This window comes from Aeromonas sp. ASNIH2 (assembly GCF_002934795.1).
In the GTDB taxonomy this organism is placed as follows: Bacteria; Pseudomonadota; Gammaproteobacteria; order Enterobacterales; family Aeromonadaceae; genus Aeromonas; species Aeromonas caviae.
On record NZ_CP026406.1, the window covers coordinates 3,128,605 to 3,152,813 of the forward strand.

Here is a 24,209-nt window from a genome sequence, read left to right on the forward strand (position 1 = left end):
GCAATCTGCCGCTTTTTTTATGTGCGCGATTCGGTCAGTGAAGTGAGGAAAATAGGGACGAGGGACCAGCATGGGGAGGCTGGTCCTCGATCCTGCGTTGCCGGATAAAAGAAGGGCGCCGACTCGAATGAGGGCGCCCGGGGGACTATGTCGACTGCATGTGTGCTCAGGGATCAGGCGTTGACCCCTGCCAGGCGGGAGCCGCGCTGGAAGCAGTTGGCCAGCAGCAGCAGGGTGGTGACCCCGACGGTGCCGAGCACCAGCCAGGGCAGCCAGGGCTGTCCCTGGGCAATGGCGTAGTCGTGCAGGGCGCCGCCGCCGACATAGCCAGTCATGCCCCCGAGCGCCAGCCCCAGGCGGCTGAACCCCATGTAGCTGCCGCGCGCACCGGGCTGCGCGAGCTTGGTCATCAGGGTCTCCCGCGCCGGCTCGGCGATGACGATGCCGAGGTAGAAGCAGGCGAGCAGCAGGAAGACCGCGGGCAGGGTGGTGGCGAAGGCGACCAGACCTATCCCCGTTGTCATCAACAAGACCCCCGCCATCAGGCGATTCTCCAGCTTGAAGTGGCGCTCGCCGTAGCGGGCCAGCGGGTAGAGCAGGGCCAGGGAGATGGCGGTCTCCAGGGTGTACATCCAGCCCACCGCGGTGGTGCTGCCTGCCATCTGTTTGACCAGGATGGGGAAGATCAGCATCACCTGAACCCAGAGGGCGTAGTAGCCGCTCAGGATCAGCACCAGCCGGCAGAACGCCTTGTCCGCCAGCACCTGGCCCAGGCCGTCTCGGATCGGGGTCGGGCGCACCGAGAGCTTGTAGGGGGGCAGGATCATCAGGTTGCACAGGGCGGCGCAGACGAACAGGCCGGCACCCAGCAGGCAGACATATTCAAAATCGAAGTTGAGCAGCCAGCTGCCGAGCAGGGCTCCCACCACGGCACCGGCGCTCTCCAGCATCATCAGCAGGGAGATGTAGCGGCCCCGCTCCCGTGGCCGGGTGAACTTGATGACCAGAGCAGCCCGGGGGGGATCGAACAGGCAGCCGCCGAGCCCGGAGATGATGCAGGAGAGGATCAGCTCAAGCCCGCTCTCGGCGTAGGCCAGGCTGGCGAACCCCAGCGCCCGCAGCAGCATGCCGCAGACGATGAGGGGGCGCGCCCCGAACTTGTCGGCGAGGGAGCCGCCAAAGACCCCCAGCCCTTGCTGGGTAAGCTGACGCAGCCCCAGTGCCAGTCCCACCACACCGGCGGCCCAGCCCAGTTGGTCGACGAAGCGCAGGCTGATCATGGGCATCACCACGAAGAAGCCCAGGATCACCAGCAGGGAATCCAATGCCAAGAACCACCGCCCCAACCGCCTCGCCCGATCCACCATGACCCTGATACCTCTGTTTGCTTCGCTGATATTGTTGTCTTTCTTGCCCGAACGGCGCCGTCACCAAACAGAGCCAAGGAGGATGACAACTCCCTGGCTCGGTGGCGTTCAGCCGATTCATGACGATTGATGCTGCTATTCTGGTGGGGCTCCAGATATAGTGGTAGCCGACAACTGGCTATATTTCATATTGGATTTGGTTATGGCTATGACCCTCGACGATTTGCAACTGCTGCTGGATGTGGCCAACCGTGGCAGCTTCAGCAAGGTGGCCGCCATTCGCGGCTGGTCACAACCCATGGTGAGCCAGCGCATTGCCGTGCTGGAGCAGGAGCTGGGTCAGTCCCTGTTCCGTCGCCATCGTCGGGGGGCCACCCCGACCCCGGCCTGCGAGCAGTTTCTGCCTGCCGCGACTGCGGCCCTGAGCGCACTGGAAGGGGGGCGGCTGGCGATGCAGGGGGCGCCTGCATTGCCGCGGATCCGGCTCTCCTGCCTCCCCTCCCTGACCACGGCGGTGTTCGGCCCCCTGCTGCTGGCCCTGGTGGACGAGACCTTCGAGATCCGCTGCAACACGGATCACTCTGGCATCATCATGCAGGAGTTGCTGACCGGCGAGACCGACGTGGGCTTCATTCTCAAGTGCCCTGCCATCGCGGGCATCCAGCTCGAACTGCTTTACCGTTCCCCGATCATCGCCGTGGCCTGCGCCACCCACCCGCTGGCCGGGCGGCAGGGGCTGACCCTGCAGGACATTGCCAACGAGCGGCTGGCGCCCCAGCAGTGGGGGACGGGCTGCGACGAGCTGATCCTGCAGTTGCGTCTGCTGCGCCAGGTGGCGAGCCCGCTGCACGCCATCCAGCCAGCAAGTGCGGCGCGGGAGCTGGCGCTGGAGCACGGCTTCATCACCCTGATGCCGGCGCTCGCCATCACCCGGGATCTGGAGTTCGGTCGCCTGGTGAAGCTGGACGTGGTGGATCTGCCACCGGATCACTGGGACGTGATGATGGCCTGGCGCAGCGGCAAGCGCCCCAATCCCGCCAAGGAGCGGGTGCTGGAGGCGGCCCGTACCCTGGCCCGGCGCTGGTCGGGCAAGCGGACATAAAAAAGCGCCGGACCAGGCCGGCGCTCTTCGCTAATTCCCCTTGATGCCCGCTCAGACTCAGTAGCTGGCCTTGAGGGTGACGCCGGAGAAGGCGCTGAACCCGCTCAGCTGCACGTGCCAGGTCCCCGCCTTGGGGGCGTTCAGGGTACAGGTTTCGGCATTGCCGCTCTTGTAGGGGCGGCAGTCATAGCTGCTGGCGGTCGGCGCGCTGCCGAACTTCACGTAGAGATCCGCATCCCCGCTGCCGCCGCTGCTGGTCACCACCAGCTGGCTTCTGCCGGCGGGCACCTCGACGGTGAAGTTCAGCTTGCCCCCCTTGGCGGCGGTGAGATTGCTCACCGGTACCCCGTTTTGCAGCACGCTGCCCGGTTGGGGCGTGGTGCCGCCGCAGGTGGCGCTGACCCCGACGGCGGTGAAGGCGGCTGCCACGTCGCTCACGCTGTAGCCGAGATCCGTGGCGGCCCTGGTCACCCCGCACGCTCCCTGATCGAAGGTGGTGTTGGGGCCCCAGTAGAGGCGGTTGGCCAGCACGAACACTTCGAACGCCTTGCGGGTTTGCCAGCCGCTGGTGTTGGCCAGCAGGTAGAAGGCGCGGTTGTAGACCCCGGAACTGTGGTGCACGTCGATGCCGTCATAGTAATCGCTGGCGTGGCCGATGGACTTGCCGTCCCGGGCCGGGTCCTCGAAGTAGCGCAAGGAGCCGTTGCCCTTGAAGATCTGGGCCCCCACCAGCCAGTCGTTGCTGCCCTTCATGTAGTATTCGGCCGCTTCCCCCGCCATGTCGGAGAAGGCCTCGTTGATGCCGCCGGACTGACCGGAGTAGACCAGTCCTGAGTTCTGCTCGGTGAAGCCATGGCTCACCTCGTGGGCCGCCACATCCAGGCTCACCAGCGGATAGAAGGTGGTGGCCCCGTCGCCGAAGGTCATCTGGCTGCCGTCCCAGAAGGCGTTCTCGTAGTTGCGGCTGTAGTGCACCCGCATCTTGAGCTTGAAGCTGAGCGGCGCCGTGTTGTACCAGTTGCGGTACATGTCGAACACCACGTTGCCGAAGTAGTGGGCATCGTTGAGAGGGGAGTAGGCACCGTTGATCTCCTTGACCGTGTTCTCCGGGCAGGTGAACTGGTGGATGGTACCCCCCGTGGTGCCGTGATTCATGTTGAGGGTGTCCACGTTGGTCCCCGTCATGCGGCAGTTGTCATCCACCTGGAGGGGGCCAAAGTCGGCGCCGTAGAAATACTTGCCGGTCTTGACGTTGCCCCCCGGGCCGGTGGCGTCCTTGTGGTTGATCCCCTCCCAGCGTTTGAGCTCGCTGCCGGTCTGGGCGTCGATCATCACGAAGGGGCGGCTCGGTTCCTTGCTGGCGGCGAGCCAGGAGACCAGATAGACCAGTCTGGCCTGGCCGGTCTCATCCTGCATCACGAACAGCTTGACCTGTTCGTTGCTCCCCTTGGCACCGCTGCGAGCCTGGCGTGCGGCGTCGCTGGCGGAGAGGGCAACGGCCGGGCCCGTCAGGTCGGCATCGATCTTGCGCAGCATGGTGCCGGACACCTGATTGACCTGGCCCCCCAGCGCCTGATCGGCCACCAGGACCTGGCCCCACACCGGAATCCCCTGCCAGGTCTGCTCATAGCGTATCCGCTGTTGGCCATTGGGCAGCGTCACCGCCCGCACCTTGCGAAACTCGCCATCCCCGGCGCCAAGGGCGCCAATCTTGGCGGCGCCGCTCACCGCACCGGTCAGGTCGGAGACCTGGTTCACTTCCACTTGTTCTGCCGCCATGGCGGCGCTTCCCCAGCAGGCCAGCATGACGGCCAAATAGACTTTGTTCATCTCGTCTTTCCTTAGTCGATGAAGATTACACGCCGGGTCCGTTGCCCGGCGCTCTTACACTAGTGGGAAGGGGCAAAATAACGGCCTGTCATTTGTCACAGGGCAGCGAAAACAGGTAGCACGATTCACTTTTACAGCGTCAATCATCCATAAATGCTGGTAATGGCAGCATGTTGAACCGCTGTGAGGGGTGATTGATGACCTGGGGGGCAAGGTGCCCGCATGGGGATCGCCATATGGGGGTTGCCTGCGGGGAAGTCGGTTGAAAAGTCCTTGGCAAACAAGGGATTGATTGACTACATTGGCTCCCATGCCGGCAGATGGCCGGAGCGGAACCGGGGAGGAGTGGCGATGTTTTCATGGCAACTGGATGACGAGCTGGCGCTCCTGTTCCTGCAACCCGACATGGCCAGCGAGCTGTTTCGCCTCTGCCAGCGCAACCGCGACTACCTCTCCCAGTGGCTGCCCTGGGTGCCCCACATCCAGCAGCCCGCCGACAGCGCCACCTTCATTCGCCACGCCATCGAGAAGTTTGCCCGGGGGGAGGGGCTGACCACGGCCATCGAGTATCAGGGGGAGGTGGTCGGCGTCATCGGTTACAACCAGATCGATCAGGATCTCGGCAAGGTGACCATCGGCTACTGGCTGGCGGAGCGCTGGCAGGGGCACGGCATCATCACCCGGGCCTGCCAGGCCCTGATCCATCACGCCTTCGAGGAGATGGGGATGGAGAAGGTGGAGATCAGCGCCGCCCTCGAGAACGAGGCGAGCCGGGCCGTGTGCGAGCGGCTGGGAATGACCCAGGAGGGGATGACCCGGCGGGCGGAGCGGCTGGCGGACAGGGTGGTGGATCACGTGCACTACGGCCTGCTGCGGGACGAGTGGCTGAGGCTGAGGGATCTCTGATGACCCTTTTGTCTGCTTCCAACCTCCTGAGGGCGAGATGACGACGCTGCCTCACATTGTCACCCCCCGTACCCGGCTGACCGTGCTGACCCCGGAGCGGGCCTGCCTGATGGTGGATTTCTATCTGCGTAATCGCGCCCACCTCTCCCCCTGGGAGCCCAGGCGGGAGGAGAGCTTCTACACCCTTGCCCACTGGCAGACCCGCTTGCGCGACGGTTACGGCCACTATTTCGAGGGCAGTGCCGTGCAATTGGTGGCGCTCGATCCCAGGGGGGAGCGGGTGCTCGCCACCTGCAATTTCACGAACATTGTGATGGGCATGTTCAAGGCGTGCCACCTGGGCTATGCCATCGACAAAGAGCATGAGGGGCAGGGCCTGATGCAGGAGGTTGTGGCCGCAGGCATCGATCACCTGTTCCGGGAGCGGGGCCTGCATCGCATCATGGCCAGCTACATGCCCGCGAACCTGCGAAGCGGCGCGCTCCTCGAACGGCTGGGGTTCGAGCAGGAGGGGTACGCTCGGGACTATCTGATGATCAACGGCCGCTGGGAGGACCACGTCCTCACCGCGCTCATCAATCCCGCTGGCTAGCAGAGCCGTTGTCGAAAGGGGGGCTGGCGGGTGACCGCCATCGCTTTTTCACTGCAAGATCGCACTATCTGTACGCCTCTCATACCCCTGGGGATAAAAGCGTGTAAAATTGCGCCCTGAATTTTCCCGGCCGGCAGACGCAGGCCGCGACTCCATACATGCAAGGCAGACATTGTGACAGAAGTAGATAGATTCGCGGACATTCGCCCCTATCGCGATGAAGAAGTACCGGCTGCCATCGAGCGGCTGATCCAGGATGACGAGTTTATCGGCGCCATCGCCAAATACCGCTTCGGTTCCCTGATGAGCTGGCTGGGCTGGGCCATTCGCCCGCTGATCCGCCAGTTCCTGCGCCACAAGTGGGCCAAGGTCAGCACCATCCATCAGGTACAGATGGGGGTGACCCGCTACATGACCAGGATGATCGCCACCTCCACCCAGGGAGTGAGCTTCTCCGGGCTCGAACACCTCAAGAAGGAGCAGGGCTACCTGTTCGTCTCCAACCACAGGGACATCGCCATGGATCCGGCGTTCGTCAACTGGGGGCTGCACACCCACGGGTTCGATACCGTGCGCATCGCCATCGGCGACAACCTGCTGCGCAAGCCCTGCGCCACCGAGCTGATGAAGCTCAACAAGAGCTTCATAGTCAAGCGCTCTGCCAAGGGACCGCGGGAGATGATGAAGGCCCTCGGGGAGCTGTCGGCCTACATCGGCCAGTCGGTGCATGAGGGGCACTCCATCTGGATCGCCCAGAAGGAGGGGCGTGCCAAGGACGGGGATGACAAGACGGATCCGGCCATCCTCAAGATGTTCTACGTGGACGGCAAGAAGCAGAAGATCGACTTCGTCGACTACATGCGCAGCCTCAACATCGTGCCGGTGAGCATCAGCTACGAGCTGGATCCTACCGACAAGGCCAAGGCGCGCGAGCTCTACGAGAAGTCGGTCAACGGCAGCTACGAGAAGGGCGAGTTCGAGGACATCGAGAGTATCGTCGCGGGCATCGTCGGCCAGAAGGGGCGGGTACATGTCTCCTTTGGCGCCCCCATCACCGAGGGCTTCAGCGATCCGGACGAGCTGGCGGCGCTCATCGACAAGGCGATCTGGAGCAGCTATCGCCTCTTCCCGGGCAACTACCTCGCGGCGGATGTGCCCGGCAAGGCCAGCACCATAGAGCAGAGCGCCTTCCTGACTCGCCAGTCCGAGGTGCCACAAGAGCACAAGGCCATCTGGCGCGCCATGTACGCCAAGCCGGTGGAAAACGCCGGAAAGGTTTGAATGGCACCGCTTTTGAGCGGGTGATGGAAAAAAAACGGGAGCAGATGCTCCCGTTTTTGCGTCTGGTCAAAGTCGGGGGAGATTGGGTAGTGAATAATATTGTTTCAACTGGTACGATCATCGGGTGAATGGGCGAGTATCTCTTGGCAGGGGCGGACGAGTATGCAACAGTGACTCGGCGCCATCGGCTTGGAAGCGACAGCGCCCCCGTCTGCACGGATGGCAGACGAGACGATAAAAGGACCTTCAATGGTCCTTTTTCATTGGTGCACAAAGATAGACCACAGATATACCTAAGGATGCGAACCTCATGATCACCGGCAGTCTGGATACCTTGCAACGCACCCCCTTGCCCGCCCCCCTGAACCGTATCGTGGCCGAGGTGGTGCAAAGCGTCGAACGCTGGCTGCACGCCCCCCTCGGCAAGCAGGAGGTCGACGGCCTCACGCTGTTCTGCCTGGTGAGCGAGGATCTGACAGAGCCGGTGGCGGATCGCCGGGGCGAGTTTCATGAGCAGTATCTGGACATCCAGCTGCTGCTGCGCGGCGAGGAGTGGATCGGCGTGGGCCCTCACGCCTATAGCCGGGACGGTGCCGACCATCCTCACCCCGATCTCTGGTTCGTCGATGATGAGCAGACCAGTTATCTGGCGTTGCAGCCCGGCGACTTCGCCATCTTCTGGCCGGGAGAACTGCATCGCCCCCTCTGTACCCTGACGACCCCAGGTCCGGTCAAGAAGCTGGTCGTCAAGGTTCACCAGTCGCTGCTGACCGGCGCCTGAGTGGCAACCGGGGCCTGGAGTCCCGAGTGATTGGGCCAACAGAGGCCCGTTGCGAATCGCTGATTCGACGCGCGCGCCAGACGAACGGTCTGCGCCCAACGATTTGAAAAATTGGACGCACCCTCCTGCGACCATAAGCCCCCGGCAGGGGAATCCCATCCATCGCTGGATGACACGACACTGTCGGCGTAAAGCCGAAGCACAGGAAGATGTAGAACATGAGCAAGTTGGTATTGATCCTTAACTGCGGTAGCTCTTCCCTGAAATTTGCCGTAATGGACGCTGAAACGGGCGAGGACATGCTGTCCGGCCTGGCCGAATGCTTCAATCTGGATGACGCACGTATCAAATGGAAACTCCACGGGGTCAAGGGCGACGCCATGCTGGGCGCCGGTGCTGCGCACCAGGAAGCCCTCGACCACATCGTGGGCCACATCCTGCCCCAGGATCCCGCCCTGGCCGATCAGCTGGTCGCCATCGGCCATCGCATCGTGCACGGCGGCGAGCAGTTCTCCCGTTCCGTGCGCATCGATGACGGCGTGATCGCCGGCATCGAAGCCGCTATTCCGTTTGCCCCCCTGCACAACCCGGCGCACCTCATCGGCATCCGTGCCGCCCTCAAGGTGTTCCCGGCCCTGGCCGACAAGAACGTGGCCGTGTTCGACACCGCCTTCCACCAGACCCTGCCAGAGGAAGCCTACCTCTACGCGCTGCCCTACAAGCTCTATCGCGAGAACGGCATCCGTCGTTACGGCGCCCACGGCACCTCCCACCGCTTCATCGCCGAAGAGACCGCCAAGGCGCTGGGCAAACCGCTCCATGAGCTCAACATCATCAACTGCCACCTGGGCAACGGTGCCTCCGTCTGCGCCATCAAGAACGGCGAGTCCGTCGACACCTCCATGGGGCTGACCCCGCTGGAAGGGCTGGCGATGGGTACTCGCTCCGGTGACATCGACCCTGCCATCGTCTTCTTCATGCACGACAACCTGGGTTACAGTGTGGACAAGATCAACCAGGTGCTGACCCGCGAATCCGGCCTGCTGGGCATGACCGAGGAGAGCAGCGACTGCCGCTACGTCACCGGCAACTACGCCACCGACGCCGGTGCCAAGCGTGCGCTGGACGTCTTCACCTATCGCGTTGCCAAGTACGTCGGTGCCTATGCTGCCGCCATGGATGGTCGCCTGGACGCCCTGGTGTTCACCGGCGGCATCGGCGAGAACGCCGCCATGGTGCGCGAGATGGTGCTGGCCCGACTGGCCCTGCTCGGCTTCAAGATCGACAAGGAGGCGAACAACGCCGCCGTGCTGGGCGGTGAAGGCCCCATCACCGTCGAAGGCAGCCGTCTGGCCCTGGTGATGCCCACCAACGAAGAGCTGGTGATCGCCCGTGATGCCCTGAGCCTGGTCGGCTAAGGCACCCTCTGGTGACGACAACGCCCGGCCCCTGCCGGGCGTTGTCGTTTCGGCAATAGTGATCGGCCTGTCATTTGACATGGGGGAGCAGATGCGTACCCTGACCGCTGTGTGATATTGCGGAGGTAACGATGAAAGAGATGTTTTTCAACTGGTTGTCAGGCCTGGGGGTCGATGTGACCCCCATGATGGCCCTGGTGATCGCCCTGGGGTTCATCGTGTTGACCGCCATGGTGCTGCACCTGGTGCTGCACCGCATCCTGCTGGTGCGCCTGGTGGGGCTGCTTGGCAAGACCAAGCAGATGTGGCTGCCGCCCCAGTTGCAGCAACGCCTCTTCTACCGGCTCGCCTTCGTGTTCCAGGGCGCCGTACTGCTCGGTCAGGCGGAGATCTGGCTGCCCAAAGCGTCCGAGAGCCTGGCGCTTATCGAGTTGCTGGCCCAGCTCTGGATCCTGCTGTTCCTGCTGCTGGCCCTGTTCGCCCTGCTCGACTGCCTGCTCTCCCTGAGCCGTCATACCCGGCTTGGGCGGGATCTGCCCCTGCGCGGCATCTTCCAGGGGGTGAAACTGGTGGCCAGCATCCTGGTGGGCATCCTGATGATCGCCCTGCTGCTCGGCAAGTCGCCCCTCTTCCTGTTCAGCGGCCTGGGGGCCATGACCGCGGTCCTGATGCTGGTGTTCAAGGACCCCATCCTGGGCCTGGTGGCGGGTATCCAGCTCTCCGCCAACCGCATGCTGAGCGTCGGTGACTGGCTGCAGATGGACAAGTACGGGGCGGACGGCGAGGTGACCGACATCGGCCTCACCACGGTCAAGGTGTCGAACTGGGACAAGACCATCACCACCATCCCCACCTATGCCCTCATCTCCGACTCCTTCAAGAACTGGCAGGGGATGACCGAATCCGGCGGGCGCCGCATCAAGCGCAGCGTCAACATCGACATGACCAGCGTGCGCTTCCTCACCTCGCAGGAGCAGTTGCAGCTCAAGCAGGCCAGGTTGCTGGCGCCCTACCTCAGCCGCAAGGAGCAGGAGCTCAGCAGCTACAACCAGCAGCTCAGCGATGCCATCAGCTGCCCCATCAATGGTCGCCACCTCACCAACCTCGGCACCCTGCGCGCCTATCTGGACGCCTACCTGCGGGCTCATGCGGGTATTCGCAAGGACATGACCCTGATGGTGCGCCAGTTGGCACCGACCACGGACGGCCTGCCGCTGGAGATCTACTGCTTCACGGCGACCACCGCCTGGGCCGAGTATGAAGGGATACAGGCTGATATTTTCGACCACATATTTGCGATAATTGAGCAATTCCATCTGCGTTTGCATCAGTCGCCAACCGGTTATGACATGCACAGTTGGAAAAATGGCTGATCCCGCTTATGGCAAGGTGCCGCGGCGCAGCGCGGCACCGTATTTAATCACCGACCCGTCAGCACGTGGCGGTTGAAATTTGCATGGCAGAGGAGAAAAATGGCGGCCTTCTCTTCGCCCCGGGCGCGCCCGTCGCCTCCGCGCTGGCCAGAGTGCTGAACCACCCCCTTTATCACAGGAAAGTTATGAAGCTCCTCCACAACACGGCGGCCGCACTGTGCTGCTCCCTGATCCTGGCCGCCATGCCCGCCCTCGCCATCGAATATGCCCTGCCCGCAGCCAACAGCCGCCTGGTGGGGGAGAACCTGGACTACGTGGTGTCCCCGGAAGAGGCGGGCCAACCCCTGGAAGCGGCAGCGGCCAGATTCCAGCTCGGCTTGACCAACATGCTGGAAGCCAACCCCAAGGCGGACCCCCTGCTGCTGCAGGCGGGCGAGAAGCTGGTCGTGCCGCATCAGCTGATCCTGCCGGATGCCCCCCGTGAAGGCATCGTGCTGAACGTGGCCGAGATGCGCCTCTACTACTACCCCAAAGGCAAGAAGGTGGTGGAAGTGCTGCCGATTGGTATCGGCCAGCTCGGCACCGACACCCCGGAAGACTGGGTGACCAGCGTGCAGCGCAAGAAGGCGGGCCCGACCTGGACCCCGACCGCGAAGATGCACGCCGAGTACGCCGCCCGTGGCGAGACCCTGCCTGCGGTCTGGCCGGCCGGTCCGGACAACCCCATGGGGCTGTTCGCGCTCTACATCGGCAAGATGTACGCCATCCACGGCACCAACGCCCAGTTCGGCATCGGCCTGCGGGTGAGCCACGGCTGCGTGCGTCTGCGCAACGACGACATCGAGTACCTGTTCAAACAGGTCCCGGTCGGTACCCGCGTCCAGTTCGTGAACCAGCCCATCAAGGCCTCTGTCGAGCCGGATGGCCGCCGCTACCTGGAAGTGCACCAGCCCCTCTCCCGCAACCAGGAGGAGTTCAACTCCAGCCTGCCGGCCCCGCTGCCCATGTCCACCGCCGTGACCCGCTTCATCGCCCACGCGGACAGCGACTCCCAGCTGGTCAAGCAGGCCCTGGAGCAGCGCAGCGGCATGCCCATCGCCATCAACCGCTGATCCCGCCCGTCGGTATTCCGAGCCCCGGCCACTGTCGGGGCTTTTTTATGGCGCGGGGGAGGGGATCATCAGGGTAAACCCTTGGCAGGTCGGGATAAAATCCGGCCTTATTGCAATTGAGTGGTTGCTTGGTTAGGTGTTAAACGTTTTCCATGTGTTTTTTATTTGTTAAAAGTGGTTGTGGTCCGGCGATCTGCTGATTACTCTAGGCCGGTTTTTTAAGGAAGAGTTCGTCGCAAGAACGGGCACAGACGTCACATAACGGAGTTTTGAATGACAGCTAGCACCCCAATGCTCATCACCTTTCTGGTGTACATCCTCGGGATGGTGTTGATCGGCTTTATCGCCTATCGCGCCACCCAGAACTTTGACGACTACATTCTCGGCGGCCGCCGCATGGGGAGCTGGGTGACCGCCCTCTCCGCCGGCGCCTCCGACATGAGTGGCTGGCTCCTGATGGGCCTGCCCGGCGCCGTCTTCATCGGCGGCATCTCCGAGAGCTGGATCGCCATCGGCCTCACCATAGGTGCCTACTTCAACTGGCGCTGGGTGGCCGGTCGGCTGCGGGTTCACACCGAGAAGAACCGCAACGCCCTGACCCTGCCGGACTACTTCACCTACCGCTTCGAAGACAAGAGCCGGGTGCTGCGCATCCTCTCCGCCCTGGTGATCCTGCTGTTCTTCACCATCTACTGCGCCTCCGGCGTGGTGGCCGGTGCCCGCCTGTTCGAGAGCACCTTCGGCATGAGCTATGACACCGCCCTCTGGGTCGGCGCCGCGGCCACCATCACCTACACCTTCTTCGGCGGCTTCCTCGCGGTGAGCTGGACCGATACCGTGCAGGCCACCCTGATGATCTTCGCCCTGATCCTGACCCCGGTGTTCGTCATCATCGCGGTCGGCGGCATCGACACCGCCATGGTGCAGGTGGCGGCGCAGAACGCCAGCAACCTCGACATGTTCAAGAACCTGGACTTCATCGCCATCATCTCCCTGATGGCCTGGGGCCTGGGCTACTTCGGCCAGCCCCACATCCTGGCGCGCTTCATGGCGGCGGACTCCCACCACTCCATGGCCAGCGCCCGTCGCATCAGCATGACCTGGATGGTGTTCTGCCTGGGTGGCGCCGTGGCCATCGGCTTCTTCGGCCTGGCCTACTTCTCCTCCTTCACCGAGCAGGCGGCCGGCGTCACCGGCAACCCGGAGCGGGTCTTCATCGAGCTCTCCAAGATCCTGTTCAACCCCTGGATTGCCGGCGTGCTGCTCTCCGCCATCCTGGCGGCGGTGATGAGTACTCTCAGCTGTCAGCTGCTGGTCTGCTCCAGCGCCATCACCGAGGATCTCTACAAGCCCTTCCTGCGCAAGAACGCCTCCCAGAAAGAGCTGGTGTGGGTGGGTCGCGCCATGGTGCTGCTCATCTCCCTCATCGCCATCGCCGTGGCGGTGAACCCGGAGAACCGGGTGCTGGGGCTGGTAAGCTACGCCTGGGCCGGCTTCGGTGCCGCCTTCGGTCCCGTGGTGCTGCTCTCCGTGCTCTGGTCCCGCATGACCCGCAACGGCGCCCTGGCGGGCATGCTGACCGGTGCCCTGACCGTCATCATCTGGAAGCAGTTCGGCTGGCTGGGGCTGTATGAGATCATCCCGGGCTTCGTCTTCGCCACCCTGGCGATCGTGCTGTTCAGCCTGATGGACAAGGCCCCCTCCAAGGCCATGCTGGATCGCTTTGACGACGCCGAGCGCGAGTTCCAGACCCCGCCGGATGCGCTGGGTCAGCCGGTGACCGTCAACTGAGTTGGATACTTTACATAACAAAAAGCCCCGCAATGCGGGGCTTTTTAATAGAGTATTGGAAAGGGCGGGGCCCAGACCTCTGTAAACGAAAATAGACCTAGCCGAGAGCTTGGATTGAATTGGTCATGATAATAAGACTATTGCCGGTATCTGTTACAGCAAGACACCGCCTTAAGGCCGGTGTCAGGTGATTAGTTGATCTGTAGATGCCAGAAATTAAAAATCACTACTTGATGTATTTCGATGCTTTAACTTGGCATCGATTTTATCAGAAAGACCTTGAAAATCGTCCAGTTCAAAAGGGGCGTAAATACGCTTGAGGCTGTTGGTTCGAATGACCATGCAATCGACGATAAGCACTTTTCCCATGCTGACCCCCACCATCTCGGTATATGGTATGGATACTTTTCGGAAAAATCGGTTTCTACCTACTACATCCTCAGATCTCAATTCGACGGAAAACAATCTGGACGCTTGAGCCATTACGAACAATACAACGAAGGCTGCTAGCAGTATTTTCAGATATTGGTAAAAGAGCCAGATGCCCAACTCCATGTTGAGTTGCGTTTTGTATGTGGAGAGTGCAGCGCCCCCTGCAAACATCAATGTGATAAATATAAAGAACCGTTTGCTCATTGATAGCAATGGCTGCTTCCAATTTAATGAGAATCTCATTACTTATTCCAGTTAGATTTAAATATAATGCATGATTAATCAGTGACTGACAGGGGACTCCCACCGTGTCAGGAAAATCTGCTATCGAGGTGGTGGGTGTCATGGATTTTCGTGGCCGAGTTGTTCGCGATTGTCAGAATACGCTTCGCTATTCGAATCTATGGACTGTCAAAAAACAAGTACATTACGTCTACGATAGACACCATTATTCAAGATGATATCAGGCCACGATCAGATGGTTATCCAGTAAACGCTGGCGTAATTCCCAGGCAGCGGTTCTATTGCTGTCCCATATTTTTAGATCTTTTAACTGTGGGTAAGTGGTAAACATATGCTCTGAATGTTCTTCACTCAGCGCAATCTTGTCACTCACCTTCAACTCGATGGCAAAGGCATACTCGGTGATGGTATAAAGATGTTCATAAGCGGCGCCCTGTAAATCAAAGTGGCTCTTGGGGATTGTGCAGTGCGATTCGAGCGGCAAGAGTGGATTATCACAGCATGCTATACCGAGCTCTTCGCTACACTCGCGTCGTGCGGCCTCATCAAGAGATTCGTTCTCCTCGACACCTCCTGCCACCCACTGCCATATATCGAGGTCGGCACGTTTTAATATCACCATCTGCAGAACAGCATCGCGAATAAAATAGGGAATGACCAATACCTGCTTTGCTGTTCTCATATTTTTTCCCAAACCGATAATGTGTAGTGATGCCAAATTGGTGCCATGAGGCTGCTGTTTTGTACTGTTTTATCTGCCACTCCTGCAACTTATTGGTAAAGGCGGATTGCCGCTGCCAGCCTGCAGGGCAGGGCTGCGTTCTGTCATTGACGATAAAAGTGTGAGTCTGTGGCTGCATATCAACGCCTCCCCGGCGTGTCGTAGAAGTGGGAGAATATATAGCAAGGGCCCTGCGGCCAGTGAGTGGGCTCTGTCAGGCGCTTCACTGTAAGCACAAAAGTTTGGTCATCAGCAGAAAACCCATAAATCAAGCTTAATAGTGGCATCGGCGAGCCTTGCACCGCCCCAAGTCGGCCGATATGGGCCCCGCTATGGGATCCTCCTATCTTTGCCTATGTCATGGCGGAGTTATTCGCGATTGTCCGAATACAATTCTCTATTCTAACCTACGAGCTGAACGTATTTTGTTATAAGGAGTTTTGCTCTCTCTCAGTAGATAAGCTTCTAAGCCGTATGACAAGTACGCATAGTCCTGCTCAAAGCCTAAAGTAATTATTTTGGACAGGCCTCGTTCGCCCCATATTCCCCGTGGGGCGTATTTTTTCTCCGATATAGGAACACCTTTTTGACCTTCTACCATGCGAGTGTATTTGTTAGTTCTTGAACCAAGTCCGTGACCTATGTACTTACCACCACCTAAAGATGCGCCAACACCAATATATAGGGCCTCATCATGTTTCCCTAGAAGTATAAATATACCTTGCATATCATGACCCGGTAGCGTCCCAACAAGATCCCAAGGTCTATTCCAAGTTGGGATTTTGGATTCTGACATCAGCCAGTGCCGCCGAAAAAACTCGTCTGAGGTCGCTTTGATGTCCTCAAAAGTAACTTCTAACACGATGATTCCTATTCTTAACGTTTGAGGTAACCGGTCTCGAGCTGTTTCGGGAATTCAGATAATAAGTGCGACACTCATGGATGAATGGCGAGAGGTGGCCAACTGCTGATTGGTGGTACCCTTCTGCTCGCCAAAGTAAAAGCAGTATCACCATGAGCTATCAGCAGTTGACCGAGGGGCAACGATACCAGTTATCGGTGCTTCGCGCACAGGGGATGTCCATCCTTGCCACCGCACGCGCCATTGGCGTTCATCGCTCCACCCTCTACCGGGAGCTGCGTCGTAACGCCGGGCCGCAGGGCTACCAGCCAGACAATGCGCATCAGCACGCCACCCACCGACGGGCCAGTGCGGCCAAATCTCGGCTATCTGCCGATGTCATCCAGTTTGTCGAGCTGACACTCGCCTGGTGGTGGAGCCCGGAGCAGATAAGCGCGGTGGGCAAGCAGATAGGCCTCATGGTGAGTCACGAGTGGATATACCGCCATGTGGCCGCCGACAAAGCCCGGGGTGGCCAGTTGTACCGCCATCTGCGCCAGGGCCACAAGCGCTACCGCAAGGGGGCGAGCAGCCTGCGTTCTCCCATCAAGGAAGCCCGCTCTATTGATGAACGGCCGGCTATCGTCGATAGCCGGGAGCGGCTCGGTGATTGGGAGGCGGACACGGTGCTGGGCAAGCAAGGCACAGGTGCACTGGTCACCCTGGTGGAGCGCAAGAGCCGGCTCTATCTGGTCAAGCGGGTCGCGAGCAAACAGGCTGGGGTGGTGCGGGATGCGATAATCGAGATGTTAACGCCCTACATCGAGCAGGTGCATACCATCACCTTTGACAACGGCGGCGAGTTTGCCGAACACAAGGCGATAGAGGAAGCGCTGGGTGCCGAGACTTACTTTGCGCACCCTTACTCTTCGTGGGAGCGCGGTCTGAACGAGAACAGCAATGGGCTGTTGAGGCAGTTTATCCCAAAGGGAACAGACCTGAGAGAGGTCACGGACGAGGATGTCAGGAGAGCGGAGCAGTGGCTCAACCTACGACCTCGGAAATGTCTCGGATTCAGGCAGCCTGTCAAGGTATTCGAAGAGTACTGTCAGGCGGCATAGGCGAGTGTCGCACTTCGAAGTTGAATTCGCGTTTTACGCTCGAGGTACGGTTGATCGAGGGGGTGGGCATTCTGGCCACTTAGCCCACAGCATCTTTTTGCGACCCAGCTAGCTTAAAAATCCACACAACGTCGCGATCAACATGGTTTGGAACCGGCAAACCCAGCTCCTCACATACGGTGACTCTAAACTCAGCTAGATGACGCGGTCCATATTGCGGTGGTGTCTGTGTATCTGGATTGTGAAGACCAATGGCTTTCGCAAACCTGATTACCCATGATTAGCAGTCAGTTACCACGAACTATACTGATCTTACGTACAGTTATCGAGGTGCGAGATCATGGCCAAAAGCAAAATCTGAGGTGTCCTGACAAGATCGGACAGTCCCGGATCAAGCAGCCTGAGCAGTTCTCCAATACCTCTTGTTAAACTCCGCCGGGCTGACATTGCCAAGTCGTGAATGCCGACGCTGGCGGTTGTAAAAAATCTCTATGTATTCCTGAATCGCTGCCTTGGCCTCCGCTCTCGTCTCGAATCTATGGTGGTGAACCAGTTCATTTTTAAGAGACCCCCAGAAGCTTTCTATCGGGGCATTGTCGAAGCAGTTCCCCTTGCGTGACATGGAGGTCTGCATGCCAAATTGTACCTGGAGAGCCCGGTAAGCCTTGGCACAGTACTGACTGCCCCGGTCTGTGTGATGAATAAGCCCAACGGGTGGCCTCTTCTGCTGCACAGCCCGAAACAGCGCCTGACTGACCAACCCGGTGGTCATTCGCTCTCCCATCGCATAACCCACTATCTCACAGGTAAACACATCCTTGAGACCAGCCAGATAAAGCCAGCCTTCGTCGGTGGCGATATAGGTGATATCACCGGTCCAGACTTCGTTGGGCTTCGTCGGCGCAAAGACCTGACCAAGGAGATTCTCCGCCACGGGCAGGGAATGAGCAGAATGGGTTGTCGCCTTGAATTTGCGCTTTTGTTTGCAAGACAACCCCATTTCACGGCGCAATCGTCCAATCCGGTCCCGCCCAGCGTAAAATCCTTCGGCGGCCAACTCAGCTTGTAAACGCGCTGCGCCATAGGTCTGGCGCGTCTTGCTGTGAGCAGCCCGAATGGCGACCTTGAGTCGTTCATCTTCTTGTTGGCGCTGTGACGGTGGACGGTGGCGCCAGTGGTAGAAGCCCGCACGAGAGACCTCCAGCACACGACAGATAACGGAAATGGGATAGAGGTCCTGTTGGTTGGCTATCCACGCGTACTTGGCAGTGACTCCTGAGCAAAGTACGCGGCGGCCTTTTTTATGATGTCGCGCTCCATGTTGGCTTGTGCGAGAGCTTTGCGTAGCCGGGCCACTTCAGCCTCCAGCTCGGCGACAGAACGCGCTCCGGGAATGGCCGATGTATCCTTTCCTCCTTTGGCTGCGACCACCCAGTTGCTCAGTGTGCCTTTGGCAATACCCAACCTTCTGGCGGCTTCAGCTTGGCCAAGGCCTTGCTCCAACACCAGTCGAACCGCCTCTGCCCGAAACTCTGGTGAATAGTGTTCTCTCGATTTCATTCAATACCCCCGATTGTCTCATCGTAACAATCGGGACTGTCTGTGAAAATCAGGATACCTCAATCCAATTCCAGAAAGGCTACAGCCTGTTTGAGTTTCTCAAGGACTATGGCACTGAGGCTCAGTGCGAAAACGCGCTGTTCACTTGGGAAGGTGCGAACAAGTCCCTGATATGAGATCATGTTTGTCATCTGGAGCCATGGAACAGGGTTCATCATGAGTCATCAACTTACCTTCGCCGACAGTGAATTCAGCAGTAAGCGCCGTCAGACCAGAAAAGAGATTTTCTTGTCCCGCATGGAGCAGATTCTGCCATGGCAAAACATGGTGGAAGTCATCGAGCCGTTTTACCCCAAGGCTGGTAATGGCCGGCGACCTTATCCGCTGGAAACCATGTTACGCATTCACTGCATGCAGCATTGGTACAACCTGAGCGACGGTGCCATGGAAGATGCTCTGTACGAAATCGCCTCCATGCGTCTGTTTGCCCGGTTATCCCTGGATAGCGCCTTGCCGGACCGCACCACCATCATGAATTTCCGCCACCTGCTGGAGCAGCATCAACTGGCCCGCCAATTGTTCAAGACCATCAATCGCTGGCTGGCCGAAGCAGGCGTCATGATGACTCAAGGCACCTTGGTCGATGCCACCATCATTGAGGCACCCAGCTCGACCAAGAACAAAGAGCAGCAACGCGATCCGCAGATGCATCAGACCAAGAAAGGCAATCAGTGGCACTTTGGCATGAAGGCCCACATTGGTGTCGATGCCAAGAGTGGCCTGACCCACAGCCTAGTCACCACCGCGGCCAACGAGCATGACCTCAATCAGCTGGGTAATCTGCTGCATGGAGAGGAGCAATTTGTCTCAGCCGATGCCGGCTACCAAGGGGCGCCACAGCGCGAGGAGCTGGCCGAGGTGGATGTGGACTGGCTGATCGCCGAGCGCCCCGGCAAGGTAAGAACCTTGAAACAGCATCCACGCAAGAACAAAACGGCCATCAACATCGAATACATGAAAGCCAGCATCCGGGCCAAGGTGGAGCACCCATTTCGCATCATCAAGCGACAGTTCGGCTTCGTGAAAGCCAGATACAAGGGGTTGCTGAAAAACGATAACCAACTGGCGATGTTATTCACGCTGGCCAACCTGTTTCGGGCGGACCAAATGATACGTCAGTGGGAGAGATCTCACTAAAAACTGGGGATAATGGCTAATAACATCATGTCGATCAGCCAATAACATCATGCCGATCACTTTTTTTCTGCCCGCGTTTATAGCGTCTTCCTTTTACTCCGCCTGATCGGCATCGGTCAAGTTGGCGCCCTGTTTTCTCATCGATTCTCCCGTTAAGGTCACGCGCACCGCTCTGTGGATCAGTCGGTCCAAGATCGCCTCGGCGAAGGTTGCCTCTCCGATCATCCCGTACCACTTCTCCACCGGCAATTGGCTCGCCACTATCGTTGAGACGTTGCCGTAGCGGGTATCGATGATCTCCAGCAGGTTGCTGCGTTCGCTCGCGTCCAGCATCTCCATGCCCCAGTCATCCAGGATCAGTACCCCTATGTTGCTTACCCGCTCCAGCAGTTTCGGATAGCTGCCATCCGCTTGGGCCAGTCGCATCTCTTCAAGTAGGGTTTTCAGCCGGTAATACCGCACGCCCACTCCTTGCCGGATAAAGTAACGGCCCAGGGCACACGCCAGGTAACTCTTGCCACAGCCTGCCGCGCCCGTTAGCAGCAGGTTTTGTTGATGACTCAGCCAGTGTCCTTCCAGCAGTTGGCGGATCTGCGCTTTGCTCACGCCTCGACCCGCCCGATAGTCGAGCTGCTCCACCTGTCCGGCTAGCCGGAACCGGGCTTGCTTCTCCAGGCGGTTGGTTTTCCTCTGCTCCCGCTGCACCAGCTCATGGCTCAGTAATAGTTGCAGCCGCTCTTCAAAACCCATATCCAGGTACAGCATGCTCTGGGCCTGCTGCTGGTTCAGAGCCTGTTTCATGCCGCTCAAGTGCAGGCGGCTTAGTTGTTCATCGAGGTGTAATTGCATCGGCTTCTCCTGATCCGTGGGGTTAGTGGAAGTAGTGCTCGCCATGGACATTGTCATGACGGATGTCTTGCAGCGGATCCTGTCGCTCGTTGGCAATGAGTTGTTGCTCCTCCAGGCCATGCTTGAGCATGCTGCGGATGTTGTGCAGCCGGTTGGCGCCGGTCAGGTGCCCCCGGAGGCAGGCCGCTTCCAGCCGCTCCTTGCCATAGGTTTTGCTCTGCCCCAGCAAGGCCAGGCAAGGGCGCACCGCTTGCGTCGAATGCTCTGCCTGCCGGATAAAGCCATCCACCCAATGCGTGGTGTAGGGGCCGATGGACGCCGCCCAGCCAAGCAGTCGCTCTGGCGACCACTCCAGCAGTGCCTGATGATGCGCGGGCATGTGTTCACGCAGGCTGCTGTGCTGGCCTTTGTGATGACTCCGCTGGTGTTCGGCCACGATCTTGCCCGCGTGGTACAGCGTGACGGTATGCTCGGCCAGATGCGCCTCCAGCCGCTTGCCCTGCAAGGCATAGGGCACTGAGTAATAGTGCTTTTCCAGATCGACGTGGTAGTCCTTACCAACCAGCACCGGCACTACTTTGGTGTAGTGATAGGGATAATCCGGCAACGGCTTGAGCGCCGGTGCATCGAGCTCGGCAAACAGTGAGGCACGGCAGCCAGGCAGCTTCTGGAAGGATTTCTGGTTGAGCCGGGTCAGCAGTTCACCCATTCGCTGATTGAGCTGGGCCAGGCTATGGAAGGTTTCATGACGCAGCACCGCCAGGATCCAGCGGGTGACGATCTGCACGCCCACCTCCGCCTTGGACTTATCCTTCGGCTTGCGGGGCCGCGCGGGCATGATCGCCGTACCGAAATGGGCCGCCAGCATCTGGTAGGTAGGGTTGAGATCCGGATCGGTATTGCGCGCCACGCTGACGGCACTCTTGAGGCAATCAGGTACCACCAATTGCGGCACACCGCCAAAGAACTCGAAAGCGCGCTTGTGGCTCATCACCCAGTCATCGAGCTGCTGGGAGCGGGTGGCCTCGGCAAAGGTGTAGTTGGAGGCCCCCAGCACGGCGACAAAGATCTGGGCCCGGTAAAGGATCTCGCCGGTATGCGGATCGACAATGGGCATGGTCTGGCCGCAGTAGTCGACAAAGAGTTTTTCGCCCGCAATATGGGTCTGCCGCATCGAGGGTTGCAGCAGCGCCGCCCACTCTTTATAGAGCCGACAGAAGTGGTTGTAGCTGTAGTGGGAGCCTGGATGGCGCTCGGCGTACTCCTGCCATAGCAGCTCGAGGGTCACGCCTTTTTGACCTGGTTTTTTGAGTTCCTGATGCAACAAGGCCCAGTTGGGAGTGGGTTTGTGCTGAGTTTTATGGACAGAGCAGGTCTTGAGAAATGCGCGCTCCAGGGAGACATCATCCCAGGACTCAGACAGGGGCCAGGTCATGATACCCAGTTGAGCCGCCCGGTTGAGGTAATAGGATACGGTGCTAGGAGAGATATGCAGGCTGAGGGCGATCTGCCGATGAGCCAGTTGAGCCTGATATTTAAGGCGAAGAATTTCTTTGAGTTTTCTCACAGTGATAGGCCTCGCAGACATGCACGTTCCTCTGTTGGAGCAGATGGGAAAGTGCGGGTTTAACGAAGCGGGGAGAAAAAGTCACCAATAACATGGATGCCGATCATGGTTTCCCATCGAGGGTAAAAAGTGATCGGCGTGGGATGTTATTGAGTGATCGGCATGGATGTTATTACGTGATCGGCATGAATGTTATTGAGCGATCGCCATGCGTGGGAATATGCAGATAACGCCTTAAATGGCGAAGAAACGGTCTAAATAGGCTGATTCAAGGCATTTACGGGAGAAAAAAATCGGCTCAAACATGAAGAAATGAAATGACTGAGTCAGCCGAGAAGAATTTCCCCGCTTATTCGCACCTTCCCTAGCTGTATTCATTTCCTCTTTTGGTTTTTCCATTGCCACAGTAAAAACATAATTAATAAAAAGTCAGGGCTCTCACCATTTTGATCAAGACGAATTCCATCTTTTGTCACCGCGGAAATCCATATCACTGGCGTTCAGTCCTTTTTCTAAAACTTAATCTCCACAGATCTTGCACTGCGTTTTGCCTCACCGTGATAAACCGCTTCGATATTATTGCCGTCCGGATCGAGCACAAAGGCGGCGTAGTAGCCGGGGTGATATACCCGCTCACCGGGGGCGCCGTTGTCCTGGCCGCCATGGGCGAGGGCTGCCTGATAGAAACGCTCCACCATGGCCTTGTCTTGTGCCTGAAAGGCGAGGTGGTGGCGGCCGGTCAATGCTCCCAGCGCCGCCGGGCTGTCGATGGAGGTGACAAACAACTCGTCTGCCCAGAAGTAACCCTCACCGGCGCCGCCTATGGGAATATCGAGGGCGGCCAGTGCGGCCGTGTAAAAACGCTGGCTGGCAGCCAGGTCTTGCACCACCAGCTGGAGATGGTCGATCAGCCGACCGCGATGCAGTGTTTGTGTTTCCATACACCACCTTGCTTTGCATGTTGTGGATGAGTCGCCGACCGGCCCCTTGCTGTGAGCGGCAGGGGTTGGCAAACCGATAACATGGCTACCGCCCCTGAATTTCAGCCTCCAGTCTGCTGCTTTGTAACCAACGGGGATGGCGGAGAGGGCTCATAGGTGACTCCGACGAGGCTTGGATTGCCATTCGGGTATGGTAGCGAGAGGGGGGCGCAGGGGAAGAGCGAGGTGATAAATGTTGGGGCGGGATCAACAAATTGGTCAGTACGACAGGGAGTGGTCACCTTGCCGGGGGAGAGAAGCTTGTTCAGGGGGAAGGGCCGCAGCCCCTCCCTCAGGCCAGTGCCAGCGACTGACGGGCGCGCCACAGCCGCTCGTGGAAGAAGAACACCACAGTGTTGATGGCAGGCTCGATCATCGCCATCACGCCGCCGGTGAGCAGCTCGCCACTCAGCAGGTAGGCGACACCGAAGGCCACCGAGAAGTGGACCAGGGCGAAGCTGCTGGTCTTGGCCTGCAGGCTGTGCTCAGGCTTGAGCTTGTGCCAGCCAAGGTCGTGGAAGTAGAAGGCGACCGTGTTCACGGCGGGCTCGATGAGGGCGATCAGGCTGGCGGTGAGCAGTTCGCCGGTCAGCAGGTAAGCCACGGTGAAGGCGACACTGAAGTGCAGGATGGCGAAGCTGATGGTCTTTTTCATGGTAGTGTCTCCTCTGGCGATGAAGGCAGTATCACCCAGAACCCCATCAAATGAAAACCATTCTCATCTATCGGCGAAATAGAAAATGCCTATCGACCGGGGGAGGCACCACCAGATTGGGAGTTGCCTGGGACCGCAACGGCGCTAGAGTGTGCCTTTTGCCATGAAAAAGGAGCTTTCATGACCATCAACTCCAACCTGTTTGTTCTCTTCATGCTGCTGATGATCGTCGTCGGCGTGGTGGCATGGCGACTGGCCCGGCGCAAGAGCCGCCACCCGGGGCTTGTCACCTTCCTGTGCGTGCTGCTCTGCCTGGTGCCGCCCTTTGCCCTGCTGGCGCTGCTCATTCTGGCGCTCTGGCGGGACATGCCCGCAGGCGCCGATGCCAGGCAAGCCTAGTTTCTTCCGCTACTGCCGCAGTCATAGAAAAGCCCCTTGCGGGGCTTTTTTACTTGTAATGTCCCGCGCAGCAGGTGGCCGGTTGGAAGGG

At 59.3% G+C, this 24,209-nt stretch carries 22 protein-coding genes; 12 read left to right on the forward strand and 10 right to left on the reverse strand.

The annotated features are described in order from the left end of the window. Positions 1 to 173 precede the first annotated feature (173 nt). Positions 174 to 1,367 carry a multidrug efflux MFS transporter MdtH gene (gene mdtH / locus C3F36_RS14855; protein WP_104455331.1) on the reverse strand — a complete coding sequence of 398 codons (1,194 nt, stop codon included), beginning with the start codon at positions 1,365 to 1,367 and terminating at the stop codon, positions 174 to 176. A gap of 202 nt (positions 1,368 to 1,569) precedes the next feature. Here mdtH and C3F36_RS14860 point away from each other — a divergent pair, with 202 nt between their 5' ends. Further along, positions 1,570 to 2,469, forward strand: coding sequence for a LysR family transcriptional regulator (locus C3F36_RS14860; protein ID WP_029314793.1), 900 nt, complete (start codon positions 1,570 to 1,572; stop codon positions 2,467 to 2,469). Positions 2,470 to 2,526: 57 nt separating this feature from the next. On the opposite strand, the gene C3F36_RS14865 is transcribed toward C3F36_RS14860, so the two are convergent. After that, complete coding sequence (locus C3F36_RS14865; protein ID WP_104455332.1) at positions 2,527 to 4,299, reverse strand: M4 family metallopeptidase; 1,773 nt, start codon at positions 4,297 to 4,299, stop codon at positions 2,527 to 2,529. A 351-nt stretch (positions 4,300 to 4,650) separates the two neighbouring features. Between C3F36_RS14865 and C3F36_RS14870 the strand changes: the two genes are divergently transcribed. The 8 genes from C3F36_RS14870 to putP all read left to right on the forward strand — a co-directional run bounded on the left by C3F36_RS14870 (position 4,651) and on the right by putP (position 13,553). Then, complete coding sequence (locus tag C3F36_RS14870) at positions 4,651 to 5,205, forward strand: GNAT family N-acetyltransferase (protein ID WP_042016040.1); 555 nt, start codon at positions 4,651 to 4,653, stop codon at positions 5,203 to 5,205. A gap of 37 nt (positions 5,206 to 5,242) precedes the next feature. Next, positions 5,243 to 5,797: a GNAT family N-acetyltransferase gene (locus tag C3F36_RS14875; protein ID WP_042016041.1), complete on the forward strand. Its 555-nt coding sequence runs from the start codon at positions 5,243 to 5,245 to the stop codon at positions 5,795 to 5,797. A 174-nt stretch (positions 5,798 to 5,971) separates the two neighbouring features. Further along, on the forward strand, positions 5,972 to 7,078 hold the full coding sequence (locus tag C3F36_RS14880) for a 1-acyl-sn-glycerol-3-phosphate acyltransferase (protein ID WP_042016043.1): 1,107 nt from the start codon (positions 5,972 to 5,974) through the stop codon (positions 7,076 to 7,078). A 310-nt stretch (positions 7,079 to 7,388) separates the two neighbouring features. Next, positions 7,389 to 7,859 carry a YhcH/YjgK/YiaL family protein gene (locus tag C3F36_RS14885; protein ID WP_010675526.1) on the forward strand — a complete coding sequence of 157 codons (471 nt, stop codon included), beginning with the start codon at positions 7,389 to 7,391 and terminating at the stop codon, positions 7,857 to 7,859. Between the two features lie 218 nt (positions 7,860 to 8,077). After that, complete coding sequence (locus C3F36_RS14890) at positions 8,078 to 9,277, forward strand: acetate kinase (RefSeq protein ID WP_010675525.1); 1,200 nt, start codon at positions 8,078 to 8,080, stop codon at positions 9,275 to 9,277. Between the two features lie 131 nt (positions 9,278 to 9,408). Further along, positions 9,409 to 10,650: a mechanosensitive ion channel family protein gene (locus C3F36_RS14895; RefSeq protein WP_010675524.1), complete on the forward strand. Its 1,242-nt coding sequence runs from the start codon at positions 9,409 to 9,411 to the stop codon at positions 10,648 to 10,650. A gap of 185 nt (positions 10,651 to 10,835) precedes the next feature. Next, positions 10,836 to 11,762 (forward strand): L,D-transpeptidase family protein, encoded by a 927-nt coding sequence (locus tag C3F36_RS14900; RefSeq protein WP_010675523.1) that lies wholly within the window; start codon positions 10,836 to 10,838, stop codon positions 11,760 to 11,762. Between the two features lie 273 nt (positions 11,763 to 12,035). After that, entirely contained in the window at positions 12,036 to 13,553 is a 1,518-nt protein-coding gene (gene putP / locus C3F36_RS14905) for a sodium/proline symporter PutP (RefSeq protein WP_104455333.1), read from the forward strand. Between the two features lie 216 nt (positions 13,554 to 13,769). On the opposite strand, the gene C3F36_RS14910 is transcribed toward putP, so the two are convergent. The 3 genes from C3F36_RS14910 to C3F36_RS23345 all read right to left on the reverse strand — a co-directional run bounded on the left by C3F36_RS14910 (position 13,770) and on the right by C3F36_RS23345 (position 15,811). Then, positions 13,770 to 14,228: a hypothetical protein gene (locus C3F36_RS14910; protein ID WP_104455334.1), complete on the reverse strand. Its 459-nt coding sequence runs from the start codon at positions 14,226 to 14,228 to the stop codon at positions 13,770 to 13,772. Positions 14,229 to 14,448: 220 nt separating this feature from the next. Then, the gene (locus C3F36_RS14915; RefSeq protein WP_104455335.1) at positions 14,449 to 14,910 is read right to left on the reverse strand and encodes an NUDIX hydrolase; all 462 of its coding nucleotides are present in this window, start codon (positions 14,908 to 14,910) and stop codon (positions 14,449 to 14,451) included. Positions 14,911 to 15,346: 436 nt separating this feature from the next. Beyond that, a complete protein-coding gene (locus C3F36_RS23345; RefSeq protein ID WP_158656124.1) occupies positions 15,347 to 15,811 on the reverse strand; it encodes a hypothetical protein in 465 nt (154 codons plus the stop codon). Positions 15,812 to 15,963: 152 nt separating this feature from the next. Between C3F36_RS23345 and C3F36_RS14920 the strand changes: the two genes are divergently transcribed. After that, complete coding sequence (locus C3F36_RS14920; protein ID WP_104454191.1) at positions 15,964 to 16,911, forward strand: IS30-like element ISAs2 family transposase; 948 nt, start codon at positions 15,964 to 15,966, stop codon at positions 16,909 to 16,911. A 391-nt stretch (positions 16,912 to 17,302) separates the two neighbouring features. Here C3F36_RS14920 and C3F36_RS14925 read toward each other — a convergent pair. Next, positions 17,303 to 18,471 (reverse strand): IS3-like element ISAeme20 family transposase gene (locus tag C3F36_RS14925; protein WP_104455336.1). Its coding sequence is split into 2 segments (ribosomal slippage): positions 17,303 to 18,216 and positions 18,216 to 18,471, totalling 1,170 coding nucleotides; the frame shifts between segments, so codons are not numbered across the junction. 216 nt (positions 18,472 to 18,687) lie between these two features. Here C3F36_RS14925 and C3F36_RS14935 point away from each other — a divergent pair. Next, a complete protein-coding gene (locus tag C3F36_RS14935) occupies positions 18,688 to 19,668 on the forward strand; it encodes an IS5-like element IS5 family transposase (protein ID WP_026141915.1) in 981 nt (326 codons plus the stop codon). A 93-nt stretch (positions 19,669 to 19,761) separates the two neighbouring features. Here C3F36_RS14935 and istB read toward each other — a convergent pair whose 3' ends face one another. The 4 genes from istB to C3F36_RS14955 form a co-directional block, all read right to left on the reverse strand. Continuing rightward, on the reverse strand, positions 19,762 to 20,517 hold the full coding sequence (istB, locus tag C3F36_RS14940) for an IS21-like element ISAs27 family helper ATPase IstB (protein ID WP_043851824.1): 756 nt from the start codon (positions 20,515 to 20,517) through the stop codon (positions 19,762 to 19,764). A gap of 22 nt (positions 20,518 to 20,539) precedes the next feature. Beyond that, positions 20,540 to 22,105, reverse strand: coding sequence for an IS21-like element ISAs27 family transposase (gene istA, locus C3F36_RS14945; protein ID WP_043851823.1), 1,566 nt, complete (start codon positions 22,103 to 22,105; stop codon positions 20,540 to 20,542). A gap of 491 nt (positions 22,106 to 22,596) precedes the next feature. Continuing rightward, positions 22,597 to 23,025, reverse strand: a complete 429-nt coding sequence (locus C3F36_RS14950; RefSeq protein WP_104455337.1) for a VOC family protein — start codon at positions 23,023 to 23,025, stop codon at positions 22,597 to 22,599. A 331-nt stretch (positions 23,026 to 23,356) separates the two neighbouring features. Further along, a complete protein-coding gene (locus C3F36_RS14955) occupies positions 23,357 to 23,719 on the reverse strand; it encodes a DUF2061 domain-containing protein (protein ID WP_104455338.1) in 363 nt (120 codons plus the stop codon). Between the two features lie 180 nt (positions 23,720 to 23,899). Here C3F36_RS14955 and C3F36_RS14960 point away from each other — a divergent pair, with 180 nt between their 5' ends. Then, a complete protein-coding gene (locus tag C3F36_RS14960; RefSeq protein ID WP_104455339.1) occupies positions 23,900 to 24,118 on the forward strand; it encodes a hypothetical protein in 219 nt (72 codons plus the stop codon). Positions 24,119 to 24,209 lie beyond the last annotated feature (91 nt).

What these genes read in the sequence shown, in the direction of transcription:
- C3F36_RS14865 (WP_104455332.1), bottom strand. Translation starts at nt 4,299, where the DNA reads ATGAACAAAGTCTATTTGGCCGTCATGCTGGCCTGCTGGGGAAGCGCC.
- C3F36_RS14920 (WP_104454191.1), top strand. Translation starts at nt 15,964, where the DNA reads ATGAGCTATCAGCAGTTGACCGAGGGGCAACGATACCAGTTATCGGTG.
- istB (WP_043851824.1), bottom strand. Translation starts at nt 20,517, where the DNA reads ATGCAATTACACCTCGATGAACAACTAAGCCGCCTGCACTTGAGCGGC.
- C3F36_RS14870 (WP_042016040.1), top strand. Translation starts at nt 4,651, where the DNA reads ATGTTTTCATGGCAACTGGATGACGAGCTGGCGCTCCTGTTCCTGCAA.
- C3F36_RS14915 (WP_104455335.1), bottom strand. Translation starts at nt 14,910, where the DNA reads ATGAGAACAGCAAAGCAGGTATTGGTCATTCCCTATTTTATTCGCGAT.
- C3F36_RS14890 (WP_010675525.1), top strand. Translation starts at nt 8,078, where the DNA reads ATGAGCAAGTTGGTATTGATCCTTAACTGCGGTAGCTCTTCCCTGAAA.
- C3F36_RS14935 (WP_026141915.1), top strand. Translation starts at nt 18,688, where the DNA reads ATGAGTCATCAACTTACCTTCGCCGACAGTGAATTCAGCAGTAAGCGC.
- C3F36_RS14950 (WP_104455337.1), bottom strand. Translation starts at nt 23,025, where the DNA reads ATGGAAACACAAACACTGCATCGCGGTCGGCTGATCGACCATCTCCAG.
- C3F36_RS14960 (WP_104455339.1), top strand. Translation starts at nt 23,900, where the DNA reads ATGACCATCAACTCCAACCTGTTTGTTCTCTTCATGCTGCTGATGATC.
- C3F36_RS14875 (WP_042016041.1), top strand. Translation starts at nt 5,243, where the DNA reads ATGACGACGCTGCCTCACATTGTCACCCCCCGTACCCGGCTGACCGTG.
- istA (WP_043851823.1), bottom strand. Translation starts at nt 22,105, where the DNA reads ATGTCTGCGAGGCCTATCACTGTGAGAAAACTCAAAGAAATTCTTCGC.
- mdtH (WP_104455331.1), bottom strand. Translation starts at nt 1,367, where the DNA reads ATGGTGGATCGGGCGAGGCGGTTGGGGCGGTGGTTCTTGGCATTGGAT.
- C3F36_RS14900 (WP_010675523.1), top strand. Translation starts at nt 10,836, where the DNA reads ATGAAGCTCCTCCACAACACGGCGGCCGCACTGTGCTGCTCCCTGATC.
- C3F36_RS14885 (WP_010675526.1), top strand. Translation starts at nt 7,389, where the DNA reads ATGATCACCGGCAGTCTGGATACCTTGCAACGCACCCCCTTGCCCGCC.
- C3F36_RS14860 (WP_029314793.1), top strand. Translation starts at nt 1,570, where the DNA reads ATGGCTATGACCCTCGACGATTTGCAACTGCTGCTGGATGTGGCCAAC.
- C3F36_RS14895 (WP_010675524.1), top strand. Translation starts at nt 9,409, where the DNA reads ATGAAAGAGATGTTTTTCAACTGGTTGTCAGGCCTGGGGGTCGATGTG.
- C3F36_RS14955 (WP_104455338.1), bottom strand. Translation starts at nt 23,719, where the DNA reads ATGAAAAAGACCATCAGCTTCGCCATCCTGCACTTCAGTGTCGCCTTC.
- C3F36_RS14910 (WP_104455334.1), bottom strand. Translation starts at nt 14,228, where the DNA reads ATGAGATTCTCATTAAATTGGAAGCAGCCATTGCTATCAATGAGCAAA.
- putP (WP_104455333.1), top strand. Translation starts at nt 12,036, where the DNA reads ATGACAGCTAGCACCCCAATGCTCATCACCTTTCTGGTGTACATCCTC.